We start from the raw sequence: 24,956 nt of genomic DNA, 5'->3' as shown, positions 1-24,956 counted from the left end.
TTCAGGGTCGCCCAGGCACAATTGCTGTGTCGTCCGGTGGCTCAGTTCACGAAAGGTGAAAACAATGAACAAGTTCAAATCCCTCATCGGCGGCGTCGCGCTGTCTGTCGCAGTTGCAAGCACGGCTCTGGCCGCTGGCGTAGAACTGAACGCAAGCTCGACCGGCCTGGCGCTGCAGGGTTATGACCCGGTTGCCTACTTCACCGTGGGTGAGGCCACCAAAGGCGACTACAAGATCACCGCATTGCACAATGACGCGCTGTACCGCTTTGCATCGGAAGAAAACAAAGTAGCCTTCGAAGAGAACCCCGAAGCGTACCTGCCCGCATATGGCGGCTACTGTGCATTCGGCACCGCGATGGGCTTCAAGTTTGATGGCGACCCGAACTACTGGAAAATCGTTGACAACAAGCTGTACCTGAACCTGTCGAAAGACATTCAGGAACGCTGGGAAGGCGACATCCCGGGCTTCAACGAGCGCGCCGACACCAACTGGAAAGAAATCGCAAGCAAAACGCCTGCGGAACTGCAGCAGCAGTAATCAGCTTAAGACATGATCAAGTCGGCGACGGATCCCCTCCGTCGCCGATTTGCGTTTGAAATCGCCCAATTCAAATCCAATTTCAGAACCGAAGCGTTCAAAGCAAGTGAACCAGCGCACGCATCGATGCGCCCAAAACGTTCAGGTCGGAATAGTAAGCACCGCGATGATCCGGGCCCCGGGTCAAGTCGTATTCAGTGTTACAAGGCTGTGGATTTCTGACACCTCAGCCGCAATTTCGACGAAAGGAACGAAGATGACGGGAAAGTTAGCACTCGTAACCATGGTCTCGATTTTGACTGCGGGTTCAGCAATGGCTCAATCGGCAACAGACTGGACCGGTTTCTACGGCGGCGCGCAGATCGGTTACATCGATGTCGATACAAACCTTTCAGGCGTCGATGGCGATGGTGTAATTGGCGGCATCATCCTGGGCTACGACTACGACACTGGCGATTGGGTTTTTGGCGGTGGCTTTGACTATGACTGGACCGATGTCGATCTGTCTGGCGCAACTACGGTCGAAGATGTCTGGCGCATCAAAGCGCGAGCCGGATACAAAATCAATCCGCAAGGGCTGCTATACGGAACCGGTGGTTATGCCGAAGCGGGTACAGAAGATTTGGGCAGCGACGACGGCTGGTTCATCGGTGCGGGCTATGAACAGATCGTTGCACCGAATGTCAGTATTGCCGGAGAGCTGCTGTATCACGAATTCGACGATTTTGACTCGACCGGTGTGGACGTTGATGCGACCACTGTTCAGGTTCGCGTCGCCTATCGATTCTGACCAAGGTCCTTTAGGGCCCGGCATAGGTGTCGGGCCCTGACCGTCAGGGCACGAGGATCGTGCTTCCGGTCGTCTGGCGCGCCTCAAGCGCGCGGTGGGCATCGCTGACGGCTTCCAAAGGGAATTCCTGATCCACGTGAATCTTGACCTCACGCCCTTCCACCTTGCCGAACAGACGCCGGGCCATCGCCTGACAGACCGCATGATCGGCAATATGCGTAAACAGAGTGGGTCGCGTGATTTTCAACGATCCCTTTTGCGCCAGCAGTCCCAGATCCATCGGCGGAACAGGGCCCGACGCGTTGCCGAATGAGATCATCATACCAAGCGGTTTGAGGCAATTCAGAGAACCTTCGAACGTGTCAGCACCGACCGAGTCCATCACGGCATCAACGCCCTTTCCACCGGTGATTTCAGCCACCCGTTGAACAAAATCCTCGGTCCGGTAGTTGATGCAATGGCTCGCACCGTTGAACTGCGCCAGCTTGCATTTCTCATCCGTTCCGGCCGTTCCGATAAGGGTAATACCTTCGGATTTGGCCCATTGGCAGGCGATCAGCCCCACGCCTCCGGCTGCCGCGTGGAACAACACTGTGTCGCCCCGGCGCAGCGGTGTGGTGCGATGGAACAGGTATTCAACGGTCATACCTTTCAACATCATGGCCGCAGCCGTCCGGAATGAGATGCTTTCGGGCAGCGGGCATACCTGCGCTGCAGGCATTACACGCGCTTCGGCATAGGCACCTGCAGGACCCGCCGCATAGGCAGCACGCTGACCGGGTTGCAGATGCGTTACGCCATCCCCGACAGCCTCGACAATCCCGGCCGCCTCCATGCCCAGCGCATGCGGCAGTTCCATCGGATAAAGCCCCGATCGTTGATACACGTCGATGAAATTCAATCCGCAGGCATGATGGCGAATACGGACCTCTCCGGGGCCCGGATCGCCCAACACTCTGTCCTCGATCTGCAGGACCTCAGGTCCGCCGGTTTCGTGAATAATAACAGTACGTGCTGTCTGCTGCATGATGCCCCTCCCACTGGTTGACACAAAGCTAACATGCCTGTGCGCCGGAGCAATCCTGCAGTGGCGAAAGGGTGATCGGGCAACTGACCGTGGTTGTGCTATACTGAATTCAGGCGCAAATGGCTGATCCGGCCAGGGAAGACCACAATCCGCCGGACACATCCTGCCGCGCACCCATGCCACGGAAGGGGATGATGATGGACAAGACAATCGGAAACCCGATCAGCTGGGCCGCCCGCAACCTGAGGGCGACCGGAGATCATGTCGCGGAAACCGTGACCGAAATCGGCAGCGCGGATATTCGCAACCTGCCCACCGTTCAAACTCTGACGATGCAGGACCTGCGCACCTGTTTACGCGCGGGGTATACGGATTTTCTGGAAACCCGTGCGGATGCCGTATTTCTTATCCTGATTTATCCGATCGCGGGTCTGGTAATGTTTGGCCTGGGTCTGAACATGGACATGGTGCCGCTGCTGGCCCCATTGATTGCCGGATTTGCCCTGATCGGCCCGGTGGCCGCCGTAGGACTGTACGAGATCAGCCGCAAACGCGAACAGGGTGGTAAAGCGCGCTGGCTGGACGCGTTTGGCGTGTTCCGATCCCCCTCGTTCGGCGCAATTCTGGCGCTTGGCTTCTATATGGTCATGCTGTTGCTGGTCTGGCTGATGGTGGCGCAGAGCATTTACGCACAGACCCTTGGCCCTGAACCACCGGCGTCACTAGCCACCTTCCTGACCGAAGTGTTCACCACCTCTGCGGGTTGGGGCATGGTGATCTTTGGCACGGCTGTCGGGCTTGTATTTGCCCTCGTGGCGCTGGCTTTGAGCGTTGTGAGTTTCCCGCTGTTGCTGGACAAGAAGGTCGGCGTTCCTGTGGCCGTCGTCACATCTGTGCGGGTGCTGCGTCACAACCCACGTGTCATTCTGACCTGGGGTGCTATCGTTGCGGCCATGTTGGTCTTGGGATCGATCCCAATGTTGCTGGGCCTGATCGTGGTCATGCCCGTCCTGGGTCACGCAACCTGGCACCTCTATCGCCGCGCGGTTGCATGACCGGAGCCGGTTACCTTACCTGGCGACCTTCAGGACGATCTTGCCGATATGGCCCGAGCTTTCCATACGTGCATGGGCCGCCGCCGCATCGGCCAGATCATACTCACTGTCCATAACCGGGGCGATCCTGCCGGCGTCCAGCAACGGCCAGACCGCCTCGCGCAGGTCCTGCGCAATGCGGGCCTTGGCCAGATCACTTTGCGGGCGCAGCGTGCTGCCGGTCAGGGTCAGACGCTTGACCATCATCATGGCAAAGTTCAGGTCGACCACGGGGCCTTGCAAGAAAGCGATCTGAACCAGCCGCCCATCCTCGGCCAACGCCTTGACGTTGCGCGGGATGTAATCGCCCCCCACCATATCGAGTATCAGGTTCGCGCCGCCTTCGGCACGCATGGCGGCCACAAAATCTTCATCCTTGTAGTTGATCGCTTTTTCGGCCCCCAGCCGTACGCAGGCGTCACACTTTTCGGCTGATCCGGCGGTCGCAAAAACTCGCGCGCCAAAGGCATTGGCCAGTTGGATCGCCGTTGTCCCGATCCCGCTGGACCCGCCATGGACCAAAAACCGTTCACCGGCCTTCAATCCCCCGCGTGTGAAGACATTCGACCAGACCGTGAAGAACGTTTCCGGCAGGCACGCGGCCTGCTTCAGATCGAGTCCCGAAGGAACCGGCAGGCAATGGGCCGCAGGTGTCGCCACATATTCGGCATATCCACCGCCCGGCAACAAGGCGCAGACCTGATCGCCCAGGGACAAACCTTCGACACCGGGACCAATGGCCACAACCTCGCCCGAAGCTTCAAGCCCCGGCAGGTCGCTGGCGCCAGGCGGCGGATCATACGCCCCCGCCCGTTGCAACGCATCGGGGCGGTTCACACCGGCGTAGGCGACTTTCAGGACGACCTGACCCACACCTGCTTCGGGCATGGGTCGATCTGTCATCTGTAAAACGTCAGGGCCACCCGGCTGCGTAATCTCAACGGCGCGCATCGTCTGGGTCATCAACAAATCTCCTTTGCGCCATGCCTAGCAGTCGGATCAGGCAAGGCCCAGCCGCTATTTTCTGGGAGATAACGCACCCGGCAGATCGACTGGCATCTTTGCCGGGGCGCGAACCTGCGACGCCACCCAGTTGGGTACTGCCAGGAAAGGTTTGAACAGCGGATTGCCATTGACCTGCGCCTTGAGTTTCTCGAACTGCATCACCCCGTCAATTCGGCGATCCAGAAACTCCCACGTGGCCTGATGCGCGGGCGAATCATCCCCCAGCCAGTACAGCAATGTCGAGGAGTAGACCCCCGAAAGCGTCGCGCGTTTGGTGTACCAGTTCACATCGTCAGACGTATCACCCAGTGCGCTCCAGATCAGGTCGCAGGTGCCCCAGATCGCCTTGGCCCCATCCGCGGCGTGAATGGGCAGCGCAAACAGGGTCACACCGCGCCGCACCGCTTCTTTGTCGTCCACCGCCTGCAACCGAAACCGAACGGCGGCCGCAATTTTCTCGCGGAACTTCAAACCGCTCAGATCTTCGGATTTCAGACGTTCCAGCATAGCCTGATCGCCCCGCGCATGAAACGCCAACGCCAGATCAACAGCCCCACGCGGGCAGATTGCGCGGGCCAGCCCGGCATCCATGTCACAATCTGCAATGGCGCCACGAAAGCTGGTCTCGGACCAGCCGTCAAACGGAACATGGTCCAGAATGGCGTTCAACAATTGCTCTTTATTGTCTTCAAATGTCGCGGTCATGTCGGCTCTCCGGGTTCTTGCACCAGTACTAGACAAGTTAGGGGCGCTTTGCTATACGGCCACTTCCTGCAATTTCCTTGCAACTCTATCTAGAAAGGTGGTGACAACCACATGCAGGTTAGTGTTCGCGACAATAACGTCGATCAGGCGCTTCGTGCCCTGAAGAAAAAGCTGCAGCGCGAAGGCGTGTTCCGTGAAATGAAGCTGAAGCAACATTTCGAGAAGCCGTCCGAGAAAAAAGCGCGCGAGAAAGCTGAAGCGATCCGCCGTGCCCGTAAACTGGCACGCAAGAAAGCCCAGCGCGAAGGTTTGCTCTAAGCACCTGACGCTCGTCCAGCTTTGGATGACACTATTTGACGACCCCCGAGGCATCGCCCGGGGGTTTGTCGTTTTAAAGCCCCCTCGACAAATTCGCTCCCACCGGTTGGCAACCCGGAGATGCGCAGGTTTCTGCACATGCCGCATCAACTTGTGGTGGCATTCCGCCCAACTATGATCAGGGCAGAATTGTGTCTTCTCGCCGCCCAATTCTCGCCACTAATGTCCCGGCAAAATAATAAAATTGACCGGAGGCAGAATCATGTCCACTGCAAGTACACTCGAGCGCCAAATGCTCGCGCTTATTAATGGTGAACGCACAAGCCGGGGTTTGCAGCCCGTTCAGCTTGAGCTTCGTCTGAATGACGCGGCTGAGGATCACAGCCAATGGATGCTGAACACCGACACGTTCAGCCACACCGGTGTTGGCGGATCCAGCGCCACTCAGCGTATGCAAGCCGCGGGTTTCGACTTTTCAGGCAGTTGGCGGTCAGCCGAGAACATCGCCTGGCAGAGCATTCGCGGAGCACCGGGTCTGGCGGATGACGTGATCAATCTGCACACCAACCTGATGAACAGCCCCGGCCATAAAGCCAATATTCTGGACCCGAATGTTACCGTGATCGGCATCGGCATCGAAACCGGGGATTTCAATGGCTGGAACGCCATCATGGCCACCCAGAACTTTGCCCGGACGTCCGCACCGCTTCAGCTGGACAGCGGCGGATCAGCAAGCGGGCCCGGTACACCGCCACCTACGCCCAGCGCACCACCCGCCCCTGGTGCGCCCAGCACTCCGGCGGCACCCAACGACACAGCGTCAAACCCGGTCAAGAAAGTTGTATCAGGCAGCAAGACAGGCACCGATGGGGATGACTGGCTTGTCCTCAAGAAAGGCGGCAGCCTGTATGGCAAAGATGGGGATGACATACTGGTCGGCTCATCCAAGGGGAACAAGCTGTACGGCGGCACAGGTGACGACCGGATGGACGGGCGCTCCGGGAAAGACAAGATCTACGCCGGGGACGGGGATGACATCGCCAAAGGTGGCGGTGGGAAAGACCGTCTGTATGGCGAGGACGGAAATGACAAGCTGTATGGCGGTGGCAAGAAAGACAAGCTTTACGGCGGCAATGACAATGACTTGCTGAACGGCGGCGGCGGAAAAGACAAGCTGTACGGTGGCGCAGGGAATGACATCCTTCAAGGCGGCGGCGGAAAAGATAAGCTGAATGGTGGCGCTGGCGATGACATCATGACCGGTGGAGGCGGCGCCGACAGGTTCATTTTCACCTCGGGGAACGACCGGATCACCGACCTGAGCAAGAAAGACAAAGTTGACTTGCGGGCATTGGATTCCATCACCAGTTTTGGTGATCTCAAGGCAAATCACGCGCAACAGTCAGGGTCGGACGTTCTGATTGACGATGGGCTAGGCAATACGCTCCTGCTCGAGGACATAAGCCTCAGTAGCTTGAACAGTGACTACTTCCTGATCTGATACAGGTTTGCGTTTCCACTCAAGAAGCAGCCCGCCATTTGGCGGGTTGCTTTTTTTGCCTCTCGGCATCCATTCAGTAAATCTTGGGAACGTGCAACTCATCCGGCAGGATGCGGCGTTCATATTCCGGGTTATACCGCCGGTCTGGCAGGTTCACCTTTTCCTGCGGCACGTCATCATAAGGGATCTTGGTCAAAAGATGCTCGATGCAATTCAAGCGCTCGCGTTTTTTGTCATTGCCTTCGACGATGTACCACGGAGCCTCGGGGATATTGGTGCGGAAGAACATATCCTCTTTGGCTTTGGTGTATGCCTCCCATCGAATGCGGGATTCCAGATCCATGGGTGAAAGCTTCCATTGTTTCATTGGATCATGGATGCGCATCAGGAATCGCAATTGTTGCTCCTCGTCGGTGATCGAGAACCAGTATTTCAGCAATATGATCCCTGACCGCACCAGCATCCGCTCGAATTCTGGAACGTCCTGAAAGAACTGTTCAACCTGATCTTCGTTGGCAAACCCCATCACCCGCTCGACACCGGCTCGGTTGTACCATGAGCGATCGAACAACACGATCTCACCGGCGGCAGGCAAATGCGGCACGTAACGCTGGAAATACCACTGGCTTTGTTCCCGGCGGCTGGGGGCTGGCAAGGCCACGACGCGCGCGACCCGAGGGTTCAGGCGTTGTGTGATCCGTTTGATAACACCACCTTTGCCTGCGCTGTCGCGCCCCTCAAACAGGATGCAAACCTTCGCCCCGGTATGCACAACCCAATCCTGCACCTTTATCAGTTCGGCTTGCAGACGCAGCAGATTGCGGAAATAGACTTTGCGGTCCAACATGTCCGGATGCTGATCCTTGTAGATCTTCCGGATTTCCATGGAAAGCATGGGCTCGCTGAATTCGATCTCAAAATCCTCGTCCAGCGTGTCTTCCAGTTCGGCTTCCAGCCAGTCTTTCGGGGCGCTGTCGTTCTCATAAACCAATGCCTGCTCCTTCTTTCCTGTCGGGCGCGGATCATATCGGGGCTGTGTAACCGGCGGATGTCGATCAAAAAGGACCGTGCACGCCTGTCAGAGTGACAATTTGGCCTTGTCCGCCACAAGTTACAAGTTGTGGAATTGACGCAATGCGCACTGTTTGACCCTCGGCGGGTCAATGCCGGGCAATTTTGCATTGCCATTTCGCGCCGCCGTACCGCATCTAAGACCGTGGCAATGCAGAGGTGTCATGACATTCTTTTGGAACATGCTCCCGGTGACCTGGCCATGGCTGGTTCTGAGTGTTGCGCTGGTTGCGGGCTGGGTCCGCTGGACCGAGCTGTCCGCACTGTTGCTTGCGCTGTTTCTGGTCATCGCAGTGTCGTTGAATCTGATATCACCGACCGCGCTATGCGTCGTTCTATTGGGTTTGCTGGGCGCGTCACAATTACCAAAGCTGCATGGCATGCCTGCTATCGCCGGGCACGGTGCGTTCGTCATCTGGTGTGTGGTGCTGGGCGCGCACCTGCTGCCGGGAGTGCACAACCTGCAGGTGCTGGATCAGGTCCGTTCCGGCCCTGACAGCGCAGTCTTCACCCTGTTTCTCAATCTGGACAAACCTATAGTCGCCCTCGCGGTTTTTCTGGCCTGGCCCGCCCTGTTGACCGCCAAACACCCGACCCAATTTCTTCCTCTGACTTTTGGGCTGGTGCTGCTTCCCATCTTGTTTGCGCTGGGCCTATCGGTCGGGGCGATCCGACCCGAAACCGCATTGCCTGAATGGTGGCTGCTGTTCGCACTGTCGAACCTGTTCCTGACCTGCCTTGCCGAAGAGGCATTTTTTCGCGGCTACGTGCAATCTGTTTTGTCGGCCCGGCTTGGATCAATTGCCGGCGTGATCGGTGCGAGTTTTTTGTTCGGGCTGGCTCATGCTCCGGGTGGCGCTGCACTGGTTGCCTTCGCCAGTCTGTTGGGGCTGGCTTGCGGGTTGGGGTACCATGCAACGGGTCGCCTCTGGGTACCGGTTGCGATGCATTTCATCTTCAACATGGCGCATCTGGTTCTATTCACATATCCCGCCCCGGCCTGAGGCCCGTCACACCGGCAGCGCAGTTGTCTTGAAAACCGTCCGCAGTGCAAACGAGCTCTGCATTTGCGATACCCCCGGCAGGCGCGACAGGTATTGCCGATGAATTCGTGCAAAATCCTCGGTGTTTTCGGCAACGACTTTCAGGATATAATCGGCGGTTCCGGCCATCAGGTGACATTCCAGAACATCGGGGATGCGGGCCACCGCCTTTTCAAACGCCTCCAACACCTCTTCTGCCTGACCTTGCAGGGTGATCTCGACGAAGACAGTCGTCGGAACGTTCATTTTCCGCGCGTCCAGCAAAGCAACATAATCGCGAATATACCCCTCTGCCTCAAGTCGCTGCACACGTCGATGACAGGCCGAGGGGGACAGATTGGCCTGTTCTGATAGTTCGGCGTTAGACATCCTGCCTTTGCGTTGCAGGGCCGCCAGAATCTTTCGATCTGTTGTATCTATCGCCATTCGCGCACATCCATTGCGGAACTCAAACCATATCTCGAATAATTTCCCGTATTTTGGGCAATTGACAAGTGGGGTTTCACAGAAATTGCGTCCTGGTTTGCCCATAAATTGGGCAGTTTATGAACGGAGTCTCTCATGAAAATCGGTTGCCCCAGGGAAATCAAACCGCAAGAATTCCGGGTTGGCATGACCCCAAACGCCGCTGGCGAAGCCGTGGCACGTGGCCACGAAGTGATCATCGAAAGCGGGGCCGGAGCAGGGTCAGGCTTTGACAATGCCGCATATGAAGCGGCAGGCGCGCGGATCGTGGACACTGCCGACGAGGTATTCGCCACCGCCGACATGATCGTCAAAGTCAAAGAGCCGCAAGCGGGCGAGCGCAAGATGCTGCGCGAAGGGCAGCTGCTGTTCACATATCTGCACCTCGCCCCGGACCCGGATCAGACCCATGATCTGCTGGAGTCGGGCTGTACCGCAATTGCATATGAAACGGTGACTGACGCCAATGGCGGATTGCCGCTGCTTGCACCCATGTCCGAAGTGGCTGGCCGTCTGGCCCCGCAGGTAGGATCGTGGACGCTGCAAAAGGCCAACGGTGGGCGCGGCGTGCTGATGGGTGGTGTTCCCGGTGTCGGGCCAGCCAAGGTGGTCGTAATCGGGGGCGGCGTGGTCGGCACCCATGCTGCCAAGATCGCAGCGGGTATGGGCGCAGACGTCACCGTTCTGGACCGATCCTTACCGCGACTGCGCTATCTCGACGACGTGTTTAGCGGCCATTTCAAGAACCAGTACTCCACAGCCGGGGCCACCGCAGAACTTATTCAGGACGCTGATATGGTGATTGGCGCGGTTCTGATCCCGGGCGCGGCGGCGCCAAAGCTGATTACCCGGGACCAACTCTCGTCCATGAAGCCCGGCGCGGTTCTGGTCGATGTTGCAATTGATCAGGGCGGGTGCTTTGAAACTTCCAAAGCCACAACACACGCCGAGCCAATTTATGAGATCGACGGTATCATGCATTACTGCGTCGCCAATATGCCGGGTGCTGTGGCCCGCACGTCAACCATCGCCCTGGGCAATGCGACGATGCCGTTCATGCTGTCGCTGGCGGACAAAGGCTGGAAAACCGCCTGTCAGGATGACCCACATCTGATGGCTGGTCTGAACGTCCATGCCGGGCAACTGACCTACTACGCGGTCGGTAAGGCACTGGGTATCGATGTTGTCTCGCCCGGTGTCGCCATCAAATCATAAGCGCTCCGGCCCCTGAAAGCCCCCTCTTTTGAGGGGGATTGCAGCGTTAAAAAAACAGCGCCGCGCCTTTGGTGCGGCGTTGTTTCGTTCGTGATCCCATTGCGCGGGTACATCAGCGCCGCGCGGTACGCGCGGCGCTTTGTCCAACCGAAGAAGGGTATTTCCAATGCCCGCCCGACGGGCGGGAGCATTCAGCCCTTTTTCTGAATCTCGACCGAATGCGGGTAAGGGATCGAGACACCCTTGGCATCAAAGGCTTCCTTGATGGTCTTGGTCAGCTCAAACTTCACATCCCAATACTCCGCCGCGTCGCACCACAGTCGTGCCGTCAGGTCTACCGAACTGTCTCCCAGATTGGTCACACGGACCCAGGGTTCCGGGTCTTTGTGAATGCGCTCATCCGACGTGGCCACATCCATAATGATCTTCATCGCCTCATCCGCGCTGTCGCCATAATCAATCCCGAAAACCAGATCGACCCGCCGCGTGTCATGCGCTGAGAAATTGGTGATCACGGATCCCCAGGCCTGTCCGTTCGGCACAATGATCTGCACATTGTCAGGTGTCACAAGCTCGGTCGTGAACAGGTTGAGGTCTTTCACGGTCCCGGCTGTTCCCCCGATATCTACATACTGACCCAGCTTGTAAGGCCGGAAAACCACAAGCATCACACCCGCGGCAAGATCGCTCAGCGTACCTTGCAGGGCCAGGCCGATTGCAAGCGAAGCAGCACCCAAAATAGCGACAATACTGGTGGCCTCGATCCCGAATATGCCCAGAACGGCCACCAGCACCATGGCCAGAACCGCCCATTTGATCAGGCTGGCTACAAAATTCCCAAGCGTCGGATCAATATGCGGCGTCACGTTGATCCGCCTGCGCACCATCCCCCCGATCGCCCCGGCAACGATCCATCCCAGGATCAGCACCACAAACGCCTTGATGGCATTGATAATCAGCGGGGCGAACGCACCCACCTGTGTTACGACCTCATCCACGCGCATCTCCTTTTCGCGTCAAACCCCGCAACGCCATCGCGGGTCTCACGAAACTGTGACGAATTGGCACTCCCGGGTCTAGGGCAGAGATGCGCCAGTTTTCCCCGCTGTTCCAAATTACACAGCCAATGACCGGTGGCGCACACCGCTAAAGCTGGCAGAACCCTCGTTTCATCCCTACCTTCAGTCGGTAGCTTAATCAGGAGCACGTCATGCTGGACACCGCAACACACCCGATCACCGCCCGCTGGCCCGCAAAGTCCCCGGACAAAATCCAACTCTATTCCTATCCCACGCCAAACGGCGTCAAAGCCTCGATCATGCTGGAAGAAACCGGCCTGCCCTACGAGGCACATCTGGTCACGCTGGCCGATGCGGATGTCAAAAGCCCCGAATTCCTGTCGCTTAACCCCAACAACAAGATCCCCGCGCTCATCGACCCCAATGGCCCCGACGGCGAACCTCTTGGCCTGTTCGAAAGCGGCGCGATCCTGCTGTATCTGGCCGAGAAAAGCGGCCAGTTTCTGGGCGCATCCCCTGCCGACAAACATCGCGCCACGCAATGGCTCATGTTCCAGATGGGCGGCCTGGGACCAATGTTCGGACAATTGGGCTATTTCCACAAATTCGCCGGAAAAGAGATCGAAGATCCCCGCCCCCGCGAACGCTATGTCGCCGAAGCCAAGCGCTTGCTGAACGTCCTGAACACGCAGCTCGAAGGACAGGACTGGATCGCCGGAGATTACACGATCGCCGACATTGCGATCGTTCCCTGGCTGCGTGGTCTGGATTATTACGGGGTGAAAGAGATCGTAGGCTGGAGCGGGTACGACAACCTGCAACCTTATGTCGACCGCTTCCTCGACCGCCCCGCCGTGCAGCGTGGGCTCAGCATCCCAGCGACAGAATAATGCCAGAAGGGTGAGGCACAACAGCCTCACCCAAACCCGTTAGCCGGGCAGTTTTCCGGTCAAAACATAACGCAGCACATCGACCACCTGCGCAGGCTCTTCTGCCACCGCCAACGCGGCCGCATCGACCTCTTTCAGTGCGTGCTGATGCTCTGGACCATGCAGGACGATCAACGACTTGCCCAAGGCAGCCGCATAACCTGCGTCAAAAGCCGCATTCCACTGCTTGTATTTGTCACCGAACCGAACCACGACGACATCAGCATCGGCAATCCCTTTGCGCGTCCGGATCGCGTTGACCATCGCACCCTTGTGGTCATGCCAGTATTTATCCGGCTCCGCCCCCAAAATCGAGACGCCACAATCATCACTGGCCCCGTGATCGGTCACAGGGCTGTCAAACGTCACATCCAACCCTTGCGCGCCATCGACAATCTGCTCGCGCCAGTCGGTGTGAATTTCACCCGACAGATAAACCTTCAACATCCGGCTCTCCTCCGCATTTGGGGCGCAGTTGGGGAAGGATCACCCAGGCCCCTTCATCTTTTCCAAAATACTCCCGCCGGAGGCGTCCGCCCTTACCCCCGCAGCGTTCCGCCCGTGGCTTTTGCAACTTTCTCGACAATCTTGGCGCTGACGGCCTCGATATCCTTCTCCTTCAAGGTCTGATCGGTCGGCTGCAGACGCACGGTGATGGCCAGAGATTTCTTGCCCTCACCCAGACTGCCACCGATGAATTCGTCAAAGACACGCACATCCTCGATCAGCGCCTTGTCGGCGCCGGCCGCTGCATTGACCAGTGTCAGCGCCTCGACAGCTTCATCCACGACAAAGGCAAAGTCACGTTCTACGGCCTGCAGGTCGCGCAATTCCAGCGCGGCACGGGTGGCTCCGGACTTGCGGGGCATGGGCACCTCGTCCGGCCAGATGGTGAACGCCATGGCCGGGCCTTTGATATCCAAAGCCTGCAGCACGCGCGGATGCAATTCCCCAAAGACGCCCAGCACCTTTTTCGGACCCAGACAAATCTTGCCATGACGGCCCGGATGCCACCAGGCATCCCCATCGCGTAGAATCTGTACCTTGGCCGGAGCACCAATTGCGGCCAGAACAGCCTCTGCGTCCGCTTTCGCATCATATACGTCAACTGGACGAGACGCACCGTGCACGTCCTTTGGCCCATCCCGTCCCACCAGCAAGCCGGTAATCTGGGTTTTCTGATCGCCGGGCTCTCCGTCATGGAACACCGGGCCCACCTCGAACAGCGCCACATCCGCATATCCGCGCGCCTGATTGCGGGCCGCGGACTGCAACAGTCCCGGCAGCAGGTCGGGGCGCATATGGCTCATTTCGGACGAGATCGGGTTTTCCAGACGGGTGGCATCGTTTCCACCGCCGAACAACGCAGCCGAGGCCTGGTCGATGAACGTATAGGTCACGCATTCATTGTAGCCCAGCGCCGCACAGGTCCGCCGCGCCATCGACTGACGTCGCTGCGCAGGCGTCATCACAGCTTTGGGAATACCATCGGTCACGCGCGGCAGCGGCTTGCCCTGAAGCTTGGTCAGGGACGCAATCCGCGCGACCTCTTCCACCAGATCGGCCTCGCCCATCACATCAGGCCGCCAGCTGGGCACATGCGCCATCTCGCCTTCCAGACGGAAGCCCAGACGGGTCAAAGTCTGCCGCTGCTCGCTTTCCGGGATATCCATCCCGACCAGCGACTGCACCCGTTCCGCATCCAGCTTATAGGCCCGCGCATGGTTCGGTGCCTTGCCCGCCTCAACCACATTCGAGGCCTCACCGCCGCAGATATCCAGGATCATCTGCGTCGCATGCTCCAGCCCTTCCCGGGTGTATTCGGGATCCACTCCACGCTCAAAGCGATAGCGCGCGTCCGAATTGATCTTCAACGCGCGCCCCGTCAACGCGATCTGTACGTGATCCCAGAACGCGCTTTCGAGGAAGACATTCACCGTTTCTTCGGTGCAACCGGTCTCCTCGCCGCCCATGATCCCGGCAATCGATTCCGGCCCTTTGTCGTCCGAAATCACCATCATGCCGGGCTGCAGCGTGTATTCCTTCTCATCCAACGCCACCAACGTCTCGCCGCCTTGGGCGCGATGGACCCGCAGGTTGCCCTGCACCTTGTCCGCGTCGAACACGTGCAGCGGGCGGTTGTGGTCAAAGGTCATGTAGTTGGTGATATCGACCAGCGCCGAAATGGGCCGTAACCCGATGGCCTTCAATTGATCCTGCAGCCATTGCGGGCTGGGGCCATTTCTAACGCCCCGGATCAGACGCCCGGTGAAATGCGGTGCGCCGTCCAGCGTGTCCTCATCAATCGTCACCTTGATCGGGCATTCAAAATCACCGGGAACCGGCACGTAATCCCGCTGTTTCAGCGTACCAAGCCCGCGCGCCGCCAGATCGCGCGCTATCCCCTCAACGCCCAGCGCGTCCGGACGGTTCGGCGTGATCGCGATCTCGATCATCGGATCTACCTTGGACGGCTCATTCTCGGCCAGCCAATCTACGAACTTGTCACCAACCGCGCCAGAGGGCAGTTCGATAATGCCGTCATGCTCATCCGACAGCTCCAGCTCGCGCTCGGATGCCATCATGCCAAAGCTCTCAACACCCCGGATCTTGCCAACATTGATGGTGATATCCAGCCCGGGAATATACATGCCCGGCTTGCACACCACGACAGTGATGCCTTCGCGCGCATTTGGCGCGCCACAGATGATCTGCAGATCGCCCTCGTCGGTTTCCACCGTGCAAACGCGCAGCTTGTCCGCGTCGGGGTGTTTTTCCGCGTGTTTCACATGGCCCAGCGTAAAGCCCGCCAGACGGTCCGCCGGGTTGACGATCTCTTCAACCTCAAGGCCAAGGTCGGTCAGCGCCTCGGCGATCTCATCAACTGACGCATCCGTATCGAGGTGGTCTTTCAGCCAGGACAGAGTGAATTTCATTGCTCGGGGCCTTTTTTGGCAAACATCCAGTCGGCACAGGCAATGGCAAAGATTGCGCCAAGGTGCAAGCGCTGCGGCTTACGGATAGGTCGGGGTGCGGCCCAAAAGCTCGTCCAGTTGCCGCCCGATCCAGCCATGGGGGATGAAATGCCCGCCGGGATGGGTGTCCAGCGTGACTTGTCCGCGCGCGCAATCGGTCCACTCCACGCGGCTGAGGGTCAGGATCGGCACCACGCTCCAATCCCCGCGCGGGGTGGCATCGTGGCAGTCATAGGCCGAACGCCAAAGCGACACGGGATAGGTCGTGTCACCATCCTCGCCATAGGGAAAATCCATCACCGTATCGCTGAGCCCATGCACATGGCGCGCCTCGCGCGGGGCTTCGGGACAGTGCTCAGTCTGGCGAATGCTGCCCGCGACGGCCAGCAAGGCGGCGATGTCATTGCCCGACTGGCACACATAGCGCCACGCCATCGCGCCGCCGAAGGAATAGCCCGAGACATAGATGCGTTCGGGATCAACCGGATAGCGCTTTGCCACGTCGTCCAGAACCGCATCTGCAAAAGGCACATCCCGCGTGTCCGCCGACCAGAAATCCCAGCTTTTGCCCAACCCGTTCGGGGCCACCAGCAATACGCCACGCAGCTTGGTCGCACCGGCGATGCGCTGATGGTTCACCACCACGGTCCCCTGCCGCGCCCAGCCGTGGAAATGCAGCAAAACGGGCAGAGGCGTTTCGCCGTCCCACCCCTCGGGCTCCAGCACATGGTATGAGCGGTCGCCGACCTCACAGGCCGTATCGCCGTGGCAGTCGGTTTTCCAAGGCCCCATGGCGAGTGCCGGGGTAGCGGTGAGCAGCAGGAAAATCAGTCGGTATATCATAGGCCGGAGCCTAGCCGCCTGACGCCAACTGTCACGTCACAACCCCGTGCGAGCCTGTAAAATAGCACCGTAGGCCGGGCTTCAGCCCGGCACCCCACACATGGCGGGCTGAAGCCAGCCCTACATCAGATCAAAGCACCAAGCCGCGCTACCGCCAGACCGCGAGGTGGCGATCCTCGGTTATTGCTGGGCACTATAAGTTCTAAGTGTGAAGCTCTCTGCCAATCGAGGTTTCCTACTTTCCTAGCGGTAGGATAGCAAATTTGTTATCTTTGCAAAATCTTCGGCATGCAATTCGACCAGTTCTGGCTGATCGCGATTAACCTGAAGCTACTTAATGTTGCCAATTTCTTAAACAAATGACGCGTGGAGCGATATTATGAAAAACAGTTTAACGATTTTAGTGAGCTATCTTTTGCTGATTCCAACAGTTTTGTTTTCTGCGCCTCCCGGCGGAATGACAGAAGCGCAATTGAACGATCTACTAAAGAACGGGGCTACCCTGAATCTAGGAGGTGAGGGGCAAGGCTATACTGGCTCATTGAAATTGAACAAAAATGGCAAAGGGAACGGAAAGGCCAAAACAGACAGCGGTACAGAGATCATACTCAAGGGAACATGGTCCATCAAAGGAGATCAGTTCTGCCGCAAATGGAACGGCATAGATGGCGGAAACGAGGTATGCGAAACTTGGGTGCTAACGTCCCCTCGTTCCGTAGATGTATATAACGGTGACCAAAAGATCGGCGTAAACTCCTGGTAGCAGCCCGTCTATTGCAGCACTTACCGTAACTCTTACCTACTCAAACCACCATGCAGGTTCGGCATATCCAGTGCCGCAAACCCATAGTGCCGCAGCCAGCGCAGATCGCTGTCAAAGAACGCCCGCAAATCAGGAATGCCATATTTCAGCATCGCCAGACGGTCGATACCGATCCCGAACGCAAAACCCTGATAGACCTCTGGATCAATCCCACCGGCGGCGATCACCTTGGGGTGGACCATACCCGAACCCAGAATCTCCATCCAATCGTCGCCTTCGCCGATCTTCAGCTGACCATTGTCCCAGGAACAGCGGATATCGACCTCGGCCGACGGCTCGGTGAACGGGAAATGCGAGGCGCGGAAGCGCAGTTCGACATCGTCGACCTCAAAGAACGCCTTCACGAACTCTTCCAGAACCCATTTCAGGTTCGCCATCGAGATGTCCTTGTCGATGGCCAGCCCCTCGACCTGATGGAACATCGGCGTGTGGGTCTGGTCATAGTCGGCGCGGTACACGCCGCCCGGGCAGATCACGCGGATCGGCGCGCCCTGTTTCTCCATCGAGCGGATCTGCACCGGAGACGTATGCGTGCGCAGCACATGCGGCGGGCGATCGTCGCCCTCGGCGCGGTGCATGTAGAACGTGTCCATCTCGGCCCGCGCGGGGTGGTGGCCGGGGATGTTCAAAGCGTCGAAATTATACCAGTCATCCTCGATCCGGGGCCCTTCGGCGACGGAGAACCCCAGTTCCGCGAAGATCGCGGTCAGTTCCTCGGTCGCCTGACTGACCGGGTGGATCGAACCCTGACGGCGCGCGCGGGTCGGCAGGGTGACGTCCAGCCATTCGGTGCGCAGACGCGCGTCCAGCGCGACGTCGGCTAGCGCGGCCTTCTTGGCGGCCAGCGCCGAGTTGATCTCATCCTTCAGGGCGTTCAGCGCAGGGCCTGCGACCTGACGCTCTTCGGGCGTCATCTTACCCAGCTCGCGCATCTTCAGCGCAACCTCACCTTTTTTGCCCACGGCAGCGACGCGGATCGCCTCAAGCGCGTTTTCGTCGCCTGCCTCGGCGATTTGGCCCAGATATTTTGCCTTAAGATCGTCCATGACGCCCTCTGAATTTGGTCGCCAACCTGCTATCGGCCCTGCCCCGCGAATGCAAGCGGGACGGTAAGGATCAATAGCTGTATTCGGGGAAAATCCGGGTCAGATCGCCGTTCCAGTCGCCGTGATAATGTTCCAGCAGCTCGTCAGCCGGGACCTGACCGGTTTCGATACTGTCTTTCAGCGCGTTGAGGAAATGCGTCTCGTCCTGCACCAGGCCCCCGGCGCCGGGGCGGGCGCGGGCTTTCAGACCGGCATCGGCAATGCTCACCACCTCGCGCGCCAGATCATGCATGTTGATGCTGCCGACCTGCGCCTGCAGGCCGCCTTTGGCCGCCTCGACCCGCAGCGCTTCACGCGTTTCGGCATCCCAGCCCTTGACCAGATCCCAGGCCGCATCCAGCGCGCCCTGATCATAGGTCAGGCCAACCCAGAAGGCGGGCAAGGCGCAGAGCCGTCGCCATGGGCCGCCGTCCGCGCCGCGCATCTCCATATATTTCTTGATGCGGGCCTCGGGGAAAGCCGTTGTCAGGTGATCAGCCCAATCCGACAGCGTCGGCGTCTCACCGGGCAGCGCGGGCAGTTTGCCCTGCAGAAAGTCGCGGAAGGACATGCCCAGCGCGTCGATGTATTGCCCGTCGCGATAGACGAAATACATCGGCACATCGAGCGCATATTGCACGTAGCGTTCAAAGCCAAAACCGTCCTCGAACACAAACGGCAGCATCCCGGTGCGCGCATCGTCCAGATGCCGCCAGATATAGCTGCGCCAGCTTTTCTGGCCGTTGACCTTGCCCTCGAAGAACGGCGAGTTCGCAAACAGCGCGGTCGCCACCGGCTGAAGGGCCAGTGCGACGCGCAGTTTCTGCACCATGTCAGCCTCGGACCCGAAGTCGATATTGACCTGAACCGTGCAGGTGCGCCGCATCATGGCGCGGCCCATGGTGCCTACTTTTTCCATGTAGTCGTTCATTAGCCGATAGCGGCCCTTGGGCATCAGCGGCATCTCATCATGGGTCCAGATAGGAGCGGCCCCCAGACCGATGAAGCCCACGCCAATCTCATCGGCGATATCCTTCACCTCACGCAGGTGGGTGTTCACCTCGTCGCAGGTCTCGTGGATGGTCTCCAGCGGAGCACCCGACAGTTCCAATGCGCCACCCGGTTCGAGGCTGACATTGGCGCCGTCCTTTTCCAGCCCGATCAGCTTGTCGGCCTCGCGCACCTCGGCCCAGCCGTGGCGGTCGCGCAAGCCCTCAAGCACGGCGACGATCGAGCGGGTGCCTTCGAACGGCAGAGGTTTCAGCGTGTCCTTGCAATAGCCGAACTTTTCATGCTCGGTGCCGATGCGCCAATCTTCTTTGGGCTTGCAGCCCGATTCCAGATATTCGGCCAGTTGCTCATGGCGTTCGATCGGCCCGCCGCCGGACTGGGGGATGGACATGAACCGGTCTCCGATCCTGCTGTGTCTGTCTTTGGGTCAGTCGTGGGGGGAAATGCCGCCAGTGTCAATGCAGGCGCAGATGCGCCGGGCGCGATGGCGTCTTCTCCCAGATCACCACGGGATGCACCGCACCACCGTTGAGTTCCGACAGCATCTGTTCGGTTTTCAGCCCCGGCAGGTTCGAGAATACGTCGAACAGCGCCTCGGCCCCTTCGGCGTTCACCGGAATGTGAAGGGTCGGCTGGCCGGGTTGATCCAGCACCCACATTGCCGGGCGCGAGGTCGGGTCGAGCGCCAGCCGCTCGATCTCGCGCGTGGCGACGATGCCACCGTCGAGCGGACCGAGATAGGTGATCTGACCTTCGTCGATGGTCACAACGCCGGGCCCACCCGCGCCGGTGCGGAACCGTGCGCGCTGCACGCCGATGATCGCCAACGCCGCGGCGACTACGACCAGCACCCAGCCCATCCAGCCCAGCAGGCCACCGGGGCCGTTAATCCAACTGAGGCCCAGCAGCAAGACAAACCCCGCCACCAGAACTTCGCGCCAGCGCCACAGGGCCAGTTTGGCTTCGGGTCGGATGAAACTCATGCCGTGTCCTTTGGATTGGTGAACAGGATCAGCGAGTAGTGCCCCGCAGGTTTGAACCCAATACCGATATAGGCGCGCGCTGCAGATTCGGAAGCGGCAAACAGCACCGCGCGGGACACCCCGACGTTTTGCGCCTCAAGCAGATGCAGGGCAACGGCGCGGCGGGCATGGCCGCGCCCGCGCAACTCGGGCGGAGTATAGACGCCACCGATCTGCACGATCTCGGGCAGGCGGGCATTGAACCCGGTCATGGCGACGGGCTCGCCATCGACCAGAAGCACCCGATGCGAGTCTCGTGCCGTGTAAGCGTCGAAGTCTTTACCAGCCTGATCGGCGGCGCGCGCGGGATCGAAATCCATCGCCTCGATCAAATAGTCCCGCCGCCAGCCTTCGGTGACCGAGCGATCCAGATCGCCCATCGGCACCAGCCGCGCACCGGTCAGATCGGGCAGCACAAGTTGCTCCAGATCCAGCGCAAACCCCGGCTCATCACCGTTGAGCGTCGCGGGCCGGTCATCCCAGCCGGCAAGCCTCATGATCCGCCGCGCTTGCCCAGCCTCGGCAGCAAGGCCGAACAGCGGATGCCCCCGGATCAGATCAATCGCCCCGGCCAGCTCATTGTCCGAGCAGTCGGGGCATTGCGGCAGCACCATGCCCTCATTCGTGATCGCAAAGACGGCACGCAGGGGATCGCCCAGCACCCAGACTTTCAGCGCGCGGGGGTCGGACGCGCGCAGGCCGTAATCGCGCAGATTGGCCAACGGGAACATCGAGGTCTGGATGTGCTGAGACAGAAACCTATCGATCAGCGGCACATCGCTGTCCTCAGCGGCGCGCCACGTCATGCCCAGTCTCCCAGCGCCTGCTGCCACATGGTCATGGCCGCGACCGCCGCCGTATCCGCACGCAGGATGCGGGGACCGAGACTGACCACATGAGCGAAAGGCAAACCGCTCAGCCGCTTGCGCTCACGTTCCGAAAATCCGCCCTCGGGGCCGATCAGAATGGCCCAGGGCTGACCCTTCTCATGTGCGGCCAGACGCAGGGCCGAGCCGACCTCAGCCTCGTCACAGAACATGAGTTGACGGTCCTCAGGCCATGCGTCCAGCACCCGGTCGAGCCGTTGCAGATCGGTGACCTCGGGCACAAAAGTGCCGCCGCATTGTTCCGCAGCCTCGACCGCGTGAGCCTGCAGGCGATCCTGCCGGATGCGTTCGGAATTGGTGAACTCGGTCTGCACTGGCATGATCCGCGCGGCGCCCATTTCTGCTGCCTTTTCAACGATGAAATCGGTGCGGGCCTTTTTGATCGGCGCGAACAGCAGCCACAGATCGGGCGGCATCTGCAGCGGTTTGCTCTGCTGGGCGCAGGTCAGTGACCCGCCGCGCTTCCCGGCCTCGGCCACCTCGGCCAGCCATTCGCCATCGCGCCCGTTGAACAGGGCGACCTGCCCGCCCACGGACAGGCGCATGACGCCGAACAGGTAATGCGCCTGTTCGCGCGTCAAAGGAACCGATTGCCCCGGACCCAAAGGGTGCTCTACATACAGTCTGATCTTCGCAGTCATGAGACCCTACATATGCAAGGCAATGCCCCAACACCAGACGGTCAGGTCGCGGATGCGGTCAGCGGCAACTGGGTCGACACCCATGCCCCGGCCTTTGCCCGGCCCTATCTGAGGCTCAGCCGCGCTGACCGGCCCATCGGCACATGGCTGCTGCTGATTCCCTGCTGGTGGGGTCTGGCGCTGGCGATCCTCAGCGATGGATCGCCGCGATGGGAGGACCTGTGGATCGCCATCGGCTGCGCCATCGGGGCGTTCCTGATGCGCGGTGCGGGCTGTACGTGGAACGACATCACCGACCGCGACTTTGACGGGCAGGTCGAACGCACCCGCTCGCGTCCGATCCCTTCGGGTCAGGTCAGCGTGCGGCAGGCGGTGATCTGGATGGGGCTGCAATGCCTGCTGGCGCTGGTGATTCTGCTGACTTTCAACCGGGCCGCGATTGCGATGGGGGTCCTGTCGCTGCTGCCCGTCGCTATCTATCCGTTTGCCAAGCGGTTCACCTGGTGGCCGCAGGTGTTTCTGGGGCTGGCCTTCAACTGGGGTGCTTTGCTGGCCTGGGCCGCGCATACGGGCACGGTCGGCTGGCCCGCGATCATCCTCTATCTGTCCGGCATCGCCTGGACCCTGTTTTATGACACCATCTATGCCCATCAGGACGCCGAAGATGATGAGCTGATCGGCATCAAATCCACCGCCCGGCTGTTTGGCGAAGACACCGCGAAATGGCTGAAGTATTTCCTGATTGCCACCGTTGGCCTTATGGGTCTGGCGATTATCGACGCGACCTTGTCACGGGCATCGATCCTGGCGCTGGTCGTTGCGCTGTCGGGGCCATGGGCGATGGGCTGGCATATGGCGTGGCAATTGCGGGGTCTGGACACCGAAGACAATGCCAAACTGCTGCAACTGTTCCGCGCCAACCGCGACACCGGCCTAATTCCGCTGATCTTCCTCTGCGTCGCCCTGATGCTCTGATTGCACCCGCCCGCCCGGCTGGGTATGAGTCCGGAACCCAAGGCCCGAGGAGTCGCAACCCAACCCATGCATTTGCCGTATGCCCTCGCCGTCACGCTGATATTCGCGGTCTCTGCCGCGCTGTCCGTCTTCGGCGCCAGCATTGCTGTGACAAAGATCGAGGACGCCTCGGAACTGGCGGTGCGACGGGCACTGAACCTGCAAGGTCATGATTGGGCCGAGGTCGAATCGGACGGGTTGCGCGTGGTTCTGACCGGAACAGCCCCGGACGAAGCCACCCGGTTCAACGCGCTGACAGCTGCGGGAACCGAAGTTGATACGTCGCGGGTCATCGACGAGATGGAGGTCGCGCCCACCGCCGATCTGACGCCGCCACGGTTCTCGGCGGAAATTCTGCGCAATGAAAGCGGGATTTCCGTTATCGGTCTGGTACCTGCCACCGAAGACCGTGAGGCCATGATCAACCGCCTGCAAAGGATGGATCAGGACAGATCGGTGTCGGACCTTATGGAAAGCGCAGATTATCCGAAGCCTGAAGGTTGGGATGATGCCATCGGGTTTGCGCTGGATGCACTGACAAGCCTGCCCCGCGCCAAGATCTCTGCCAGTCCCGGGCTGGTTCGGATCACGGCCATCGCGGAAAGCCAGCAGGAAAAGGAACGGCTGGAACAAGACCTCAGCCGGGCGGCCCCTCCCGGCCTGCGGATCGGGCTGGACATCTCGGCGCCCCGTCCGGTGCTTACACCTTTTACGCTGCGCTATCTGATCAATGATGAGGGCGGACAATTCGACGCCTGTTCCGCGCAGGATGAGACGGCGCGCGAAGCCATCATAGAAGCGGCCCAACAGGCCGGGCTGACCGGGCCCTATAGCTGCACCATTGGCCTCGGCGTACCCTCGCCCCGCTGGGCGGACGCGGCGGAACTCAGCATCAAAGCATTGGCAGAGATTGGTCATGGCTCGGTTACGCTGTCGGATGCCGATATCACTCTGGTGGCGGCGCAGGGCACAAGCACGGCCCTGTTTGACCGCGTCGTGGGTGAGCTGGAAAACGCGCTGCCTGACGTGTTCGCCCTGCATGCGGTGTTACCCGAACCGGAAACGGAAGACGCGACCGGCCCGGTGGAATTCACCGCGACCCGCAGCCCCGAAGGGCTGGTGCAACTGCGCGGGCGCCTGAGCGACGACACCTTGCACAGTATGGCCGACAGTTTTGCCCGAGCGGCCTTTGGATCGACGCAAGTCCATATGGCGACCCGCATCGTGTCTGATCTGCCGGCTGACTGGCCTGTGCGGGTCCTGGCCGGGCTGGAGGCGCTGTCGCAGCTGCATAACGGCGTGTTGACGGTCACGCCGGACAACGTGACCCTTTCGGGGCTCAGTCATGATCCCGATGCAAAACCCCGCATCGCGGGCCTGTTGTCGGAAAAGCTGGGCGATGCGCAGGATTTCACGCTTTCGATCGCCTATCAGGAACCACCTGAACCCGAGGACGCCCTGCCCGACCCCGAGCTCTGCGAAGAACAAATTGCCCAAGTTCAGGCCAGCACGAAGATCGCGTTTGAACCCGGCTCGGCCACAGTCGCCTCGGATTCGCGTGACGCGTTGAATCAGATCGCCGATATTCTGCGGGATTGCGGCCCGATCCGGTTGGAGATTCAGGGCCACACTGACAGTCAGGGGCGGGAAGAGATGAACCAGCAGCTCAGCCAGGCGCGCGCGCAGTCGATTTTGAACGAGTTGCGTGGGCGTCGAATCCCGACCTCAAGCTATACCGCTGTCGGTTATGGAGAGACGCAGCCCATTGCCGACAATGACACCGAGGATGGGCGCGAGGAAAACCGTCGCATCGAATTCCGCCTGATCCGCCCCGAACCGGTCGCCAACACCGAAACCGGGCTTGAGGCGATGGAAGCCGAGGCCGAGACCCCTGAAACCGACGCAACGGATGCGGGCGCAGAGGACCAGTAA

The 24,956-nt window shown here is 59.8% G+C and carries 25 protein-coding genes; 11 read left to right on the top strand and 14 right to left on the bottom strand.

Annotated features, from left to right (window positions below):
- The first annotated feature begins 64 nt into the window (after positions 1 to 64).
- A complete protein-coding gene (locus ACRZ9X_RS09525) occupies positions 65 to 541 on the top strand; it encodes a YHS domain-containing (seleno)protein (protein ID WP_480518157.1) in 477 nt (158 codons plus the stop codon).
- Between the two features lie 256 nt (positions 542 to 797).
- Positions 798 to 1,331, top strand: a complete 534-nt coding sequence (locus ACRZ9X_RS09520; protein WP_480518155.1) for an outer membrane protein — start codon at positions 798 to 800, stop codon at positions 1,329 to 1,331.
- A gap of 43 nt (positions 1,332 to 1,374) precedes the next feature.
- Here ACRZ9X_RS09520 and ACRZ9X_RS09515 read toward each other — a convergent pair whose 3' ends face one another.
- Positions 1,375 to 2,358: a quinone oxidoreductase family protein gene (locus tag ACRZ9X_RS09515; RefSeq protein WP_480518153.1), complete on the bottom strand. Its 984-nt coding sequence runs from the start codon at positions 2,356 to 2,358 to the stop codon at positions 1,375 to 1,377.
- Between the two features lie 197 nt (positions 2,359 to 2,555).
- On the opposite strand from ACRZ9X_RS09515, the gene ACRZ9X_RS09510 reads away from it, so the two are divergent.
- Entirely contained in the window at positions 2,556 to 3,413 is an 858-nt protein-coding gene (locus ACRZ9X_RS09510) for a DUF2189 domain-containing protein (RefSeq protein WP_480518631.1), read from the top strand.
- Between the two features lie 15 nt (positions 3,414 to 3,428).
- On the opposite strand, the gene ACRZ9X_RS09505 is transcribed toward ACRZ9X_RS09510, so the two are convergent.
- Both ACRZ9X_RS09505 and ACRZ9X_RS09500 read right to left on the bottom strand, forming a co-directional pair.
- Positions 3,429 to 4,415 carry an NAD(P)H-quinone oxidoreductase gene (locus ACRZ9X_RS09505; protein ID WP_480518151.1) on the bottom strand — a complete coding sequence of 329 codons (987 nt, stop codon included), beginning with the start codon at positions 4,413 to 4,415 and terminating at the stop codon, positions 3,429 to 3,431.
- A gap of 54 nt (positions 4,416 to 4,469) precedes the next feature.
- A complete protein-coding gene (locus tag ACRZ9X_RS09500; RefSeq protein ID WP_480518149.1) occupies positions 4,470 to 5,162 on the bottom strand; it encodes a COQ9 family protein in 693 nt (230 codons plus the stop codon).
- Positions 5,163 to 5,273: 111 nt separating this feature from the next.
- Between ACRZ9X_RS09500 and rpsU the strand changes: the two genes are divergently transcribed.
- On the top strand, positions 5,274 to 5,480 hold the full coding sequence (rpsU, locus tag ACRZ9X_RS09495) for a 30S ribosomal protein S21 (RefSeq protein WP_005614280.1): 207 nt from the start codon (positions 5,274 to 5,276) through the stop codon (positions 5,478 to 5,480).
- Between the two features lie 262 nt (positions 5,481 to 5,742).
- Positions 5,743 to 6,981 (top strand): CAP domain-containing protein, encoded by a 1,239-nt coding sequence (locus tag ACRZ9X_RS09490; RefSeq protein ID WP_480518147.1) that lies wholly within the window; start codon positions 5,743 to 5,745, stop codon positions 6,979 to 6,981.
- Between the two features lie 73 nt (positions 6,982 to 7,054).
- Here ACRZ9X_RS09490 and ppk2 read toward each other — a convergent pair whose 3' ends face one another.
- Positions 7,055 to 7,972, bottom strand: a complete 918-nt coding sequence (gene ppk2 / locus ACRZ9X_RS09485) for a polyphosphate kinase 2 (RefSeq protein WP_480518145.1) — start codon at positions 7,970 to 7,972, stop codon at positions 7,055 to 7,057.
- A gap of 244 nt (positions 7,973 to 8,216) precedes the next feature.
- Between ppk2 and ACRZ9X_RS09480 the strand changes: the two genes are divergently transcribed.
- On the top strand, positions 8,217 to 9,056 hold the full coding sequence (locus ACRZ9X_RS09480; protein WP_480518143.1) for a CPBP family intramembrane glutamic endopeptidase: 840 nt from the start codon (positions 8,217 to 8,219) through the stop codon (positions 9,054 to 9,056).
- A gap of 6 nt (positions 9,057 to 9,062) precedes the next feature.
- Here the strand turns inward: ACRZ9X_RS09480 and ACRZ9X_RS09475 are convergent, their stop codons facing one another.
- Positions 9,063 to 9,521: an Lrp/AsnC family transcriptional regulator gene (locus ACRZ9X_RS09475; RefSeq protein WP_480518141.1), complete on the bottom strand. Its 459-nt coding sequence runs from the start codon at positions 9,519 to 9,521 to the stop codon at positions 9,063 to 9,065.
- A gap of 135 nt (positions 9,522 to 9,656) precedes the next feature.
- Between ACRZ9X_RS09475 and ald the strand changes: the two genes are divergently transcribed.
- Entirely contained in the window at positions 9,657 to 10,775 is a 1,119-nt protein-coding gene (ald, locus tag ACRZ9X_RS09470; RefSeq protein WP_480518139.1) for an alanine dehydrogenase, read from the top strand.
- 191 nt (positions 10,776 to 10,966) lie between these two features.
- Here the strand turns inward: ald and ACRZ9X_RS09465 are convergent, their stop codons facing one another.
- Positions 10,967 to 11,779: a mechanosensitive ion channel family protein gene (locus ACRZ9X_RS09465; RefSeq protein WP_480518137.1), complete on the bottom strand. Its 813-nt coding sequence runs from the start codon at positions 11,777 to 11,779 to the stop codon at positions 10,967 to 10,969.
- Between the two features lie 206 nt (positions 11,780 to 11,985).
- On the opposite strand from ACRZ9X_RS09465, the gene ACRZ9X_RS09460 reads away from it, so the two are divergent.
- The gene (locus ACRZ9X_RS09460) at positions 11,986 to 12,684 is read left to right on the top strand and encodes a glutathione S-transferase family protein (RefSeq protein WP_480518135.1); all 699 of its coding nucleotides are present in this window, start codon (positions 11,986 to 11,988) and stop codon (positions 12,682 to 12,684) included.
- Between the two features lie 39 nt (positions 12,685 to 12,723).
- Here ACRZ9X_RS09460 and ACRZ9X_RS09455 read toward each other — a convergent pair whose 3' ends face one another.
- The 3 genes from ACRZ9X_RS09455 to ACRZ9X_RS09445 form a co-directional block, all read right to left on the bottom strand.
- Entirely contained in the window at positions 12,724 to 13,170 is a 447-nt protein-coding gene (locus tag ACRZ9X_RS09455; RefSeq protein WP_480518133.1) for a YtoQ family protein, read from the bottom strand.
- 92 nt (positions 13,171 to 13,262) lie between these two features.
- Positions 13,263 to 15,659: a phenylalanine--tRNA ligase subunit beta gene (gene pheT / locus ACRZ9X_RS09450; protein WP_480518131.1), complete on the bottom strand. Its 2,397-nt coding sequence runs from the start codon at positions 15,657 to 15,659 to the stop codon at positions 13,263 to 13,265.
- Between the two features lie 78 nt (positions 15,660 to 15,737).
- Complete coding sequence (locus tag ACRZ9X_RS09445; RefSeq protein WP_480518129.1) at positions 15,738 to 16,541, bottom strand: CE1 family esterase; 804 nt, start codon at positions 16,539 to 16,541, stop codon at positions 15,738 to 15,740.
- 379 nt (positions 16,542 to 16,920) lie between these two features.
- Between ACRZ9X_RS09445 and ACRZ9X_RS09440 the strand changes: the two genes are divergently transcribed.
- Positions 16,921 to 17,304 carry a hypothetical protein gene (locus ACRZ9X_RS09440; protein WP_480518127.1) on the top strand — a complete coding sequence of 128 codons (384 nt, stop codon included), beginning with the start codon at positions 16,921 to 16,923 and terminating at the stop codon, positions 17,302 to 17,304.
- A 32-nt stretch (positions 17,305 to 17,336) separates the two neighbouring features.
- Here the strand turns inward: ACRZ9X_RS09440 and pheS are convergent, their stop codons facing one another.
- The 5 genes from pheS to ACRZ9X_RS09415 all read right to left on the bottom strand — a co-directional run bounded on the left by pheS (position 17,337) and on the right by ACRZ9X_RS09415 (position 22,010).
- On the bottom strand, positions 17,337 to 18,410 hold the full coding sequence (gene pheS / locus ACRZ9X_RS09435) for a phenylalanine--tRNA ligase subunit alpha (protein WP_480518125.1): 1,074 nt from the start codon (positions 18,408 to 18,410) through the stop codon (positions 17,337 to 17,339).
- A gap of 70 nt (positions 18,411 to 18,480) precedes the next feature.
- The gene (locus ACRZ9X_RS09430) at positions 18,481 to 19,851 is read right to left on the bottom strand and encodes a glutamate--cysteine ligase (RefSeq protein WP_480518123.1); all 1,371 of its coding nucleotides are present in this window, start codon (positions 19,849 to 19,851) and stop codon (positions 18,481 to 18,483) included.
- A 64-nt stretch (positions 19,852 to 19,915) separates the two neighbouring features.
- Positions 19,916 to 20,443 carry a hypothetical protein gene (locus ACRZ9X_RS09425; RefSeq protein WP_480518121.1) on the bottom strand — a complete coding sequence of 176 codons (528 nt, stop codon included), beginning with the start codon at positions 20,441 to 20,443 and terminating at the stop codon, positions 19,916 to 19,918.
- Positions 20,440 to 21,288 (bottom strand): GNAT family N-acetyltransferase, encoded by an 849-nt coding sequence (locus tag ACRZ9X_RS09420; RefSeq protein ID WP_480518119.1) that lies wholly within the window; start codon positions 21,286 to 21,288, stop codon positions 20,440 to 20,442. The genes ACRZ9X_RS09425 and ACRZ9X_RS09420 overlap by 4 nt, the downstream gene beginning before the upstream one ends.
- Positions 21,285 to 22,010 (bottom strand): 16S rRNA (uracil(1498)-N(3))-methyltransferase, encoded by a 726-nt coding sequence (locus tag ACRZ9X_RS09415; RefSeq protein ID WP_480518117.1) that lies wholly within the window; start codon positions 22,008 to 22,010, stop codon positions 21,285 to 21,287. The genes ACRZ9X_RS09420 and ACRZ9X_RS09415 overlap by 4 nt, the downstream gene beginning before the upstream one ends.
- A 12-nt stretch (positions 22,011 to 22,022) precedes the next feature.
- Between ACRZ9X_RS09415 and ubiA the strand changes: the two genes are divergently transcribed.
- On the top strand, positions 22,023 to 22,985 hold the full coding sequence (gene ubiA, locus ACRZ9X_RS09410; protein WP_480518115.1) for a 4-hydroxybenzoate octaprenyltransferase: 963 nt from the start codon (positions 22,023 to 22,025) through the stop codon (positions 22,983 to 22,985).
- A 66-nt stretch (positions 22,986 to 23,051) separates the two neighbouring features.
- Entirely contained in the window at positions 23,052 to 24,956 is a 1,905-nt protein-coding gene (locus ACRZ9X_RS09405; protein ID WP_480518113.1) for an OmpA family protein, read from the top strand.

The organism is Ruegeria sp. AL1 (genome assembly GCF_056540905.1).
The sequence above is the reverse complement of the archived record's forward strand: the minus strand, read 5'-3'. Positions and strand labels throughout refer to the sequence as shown.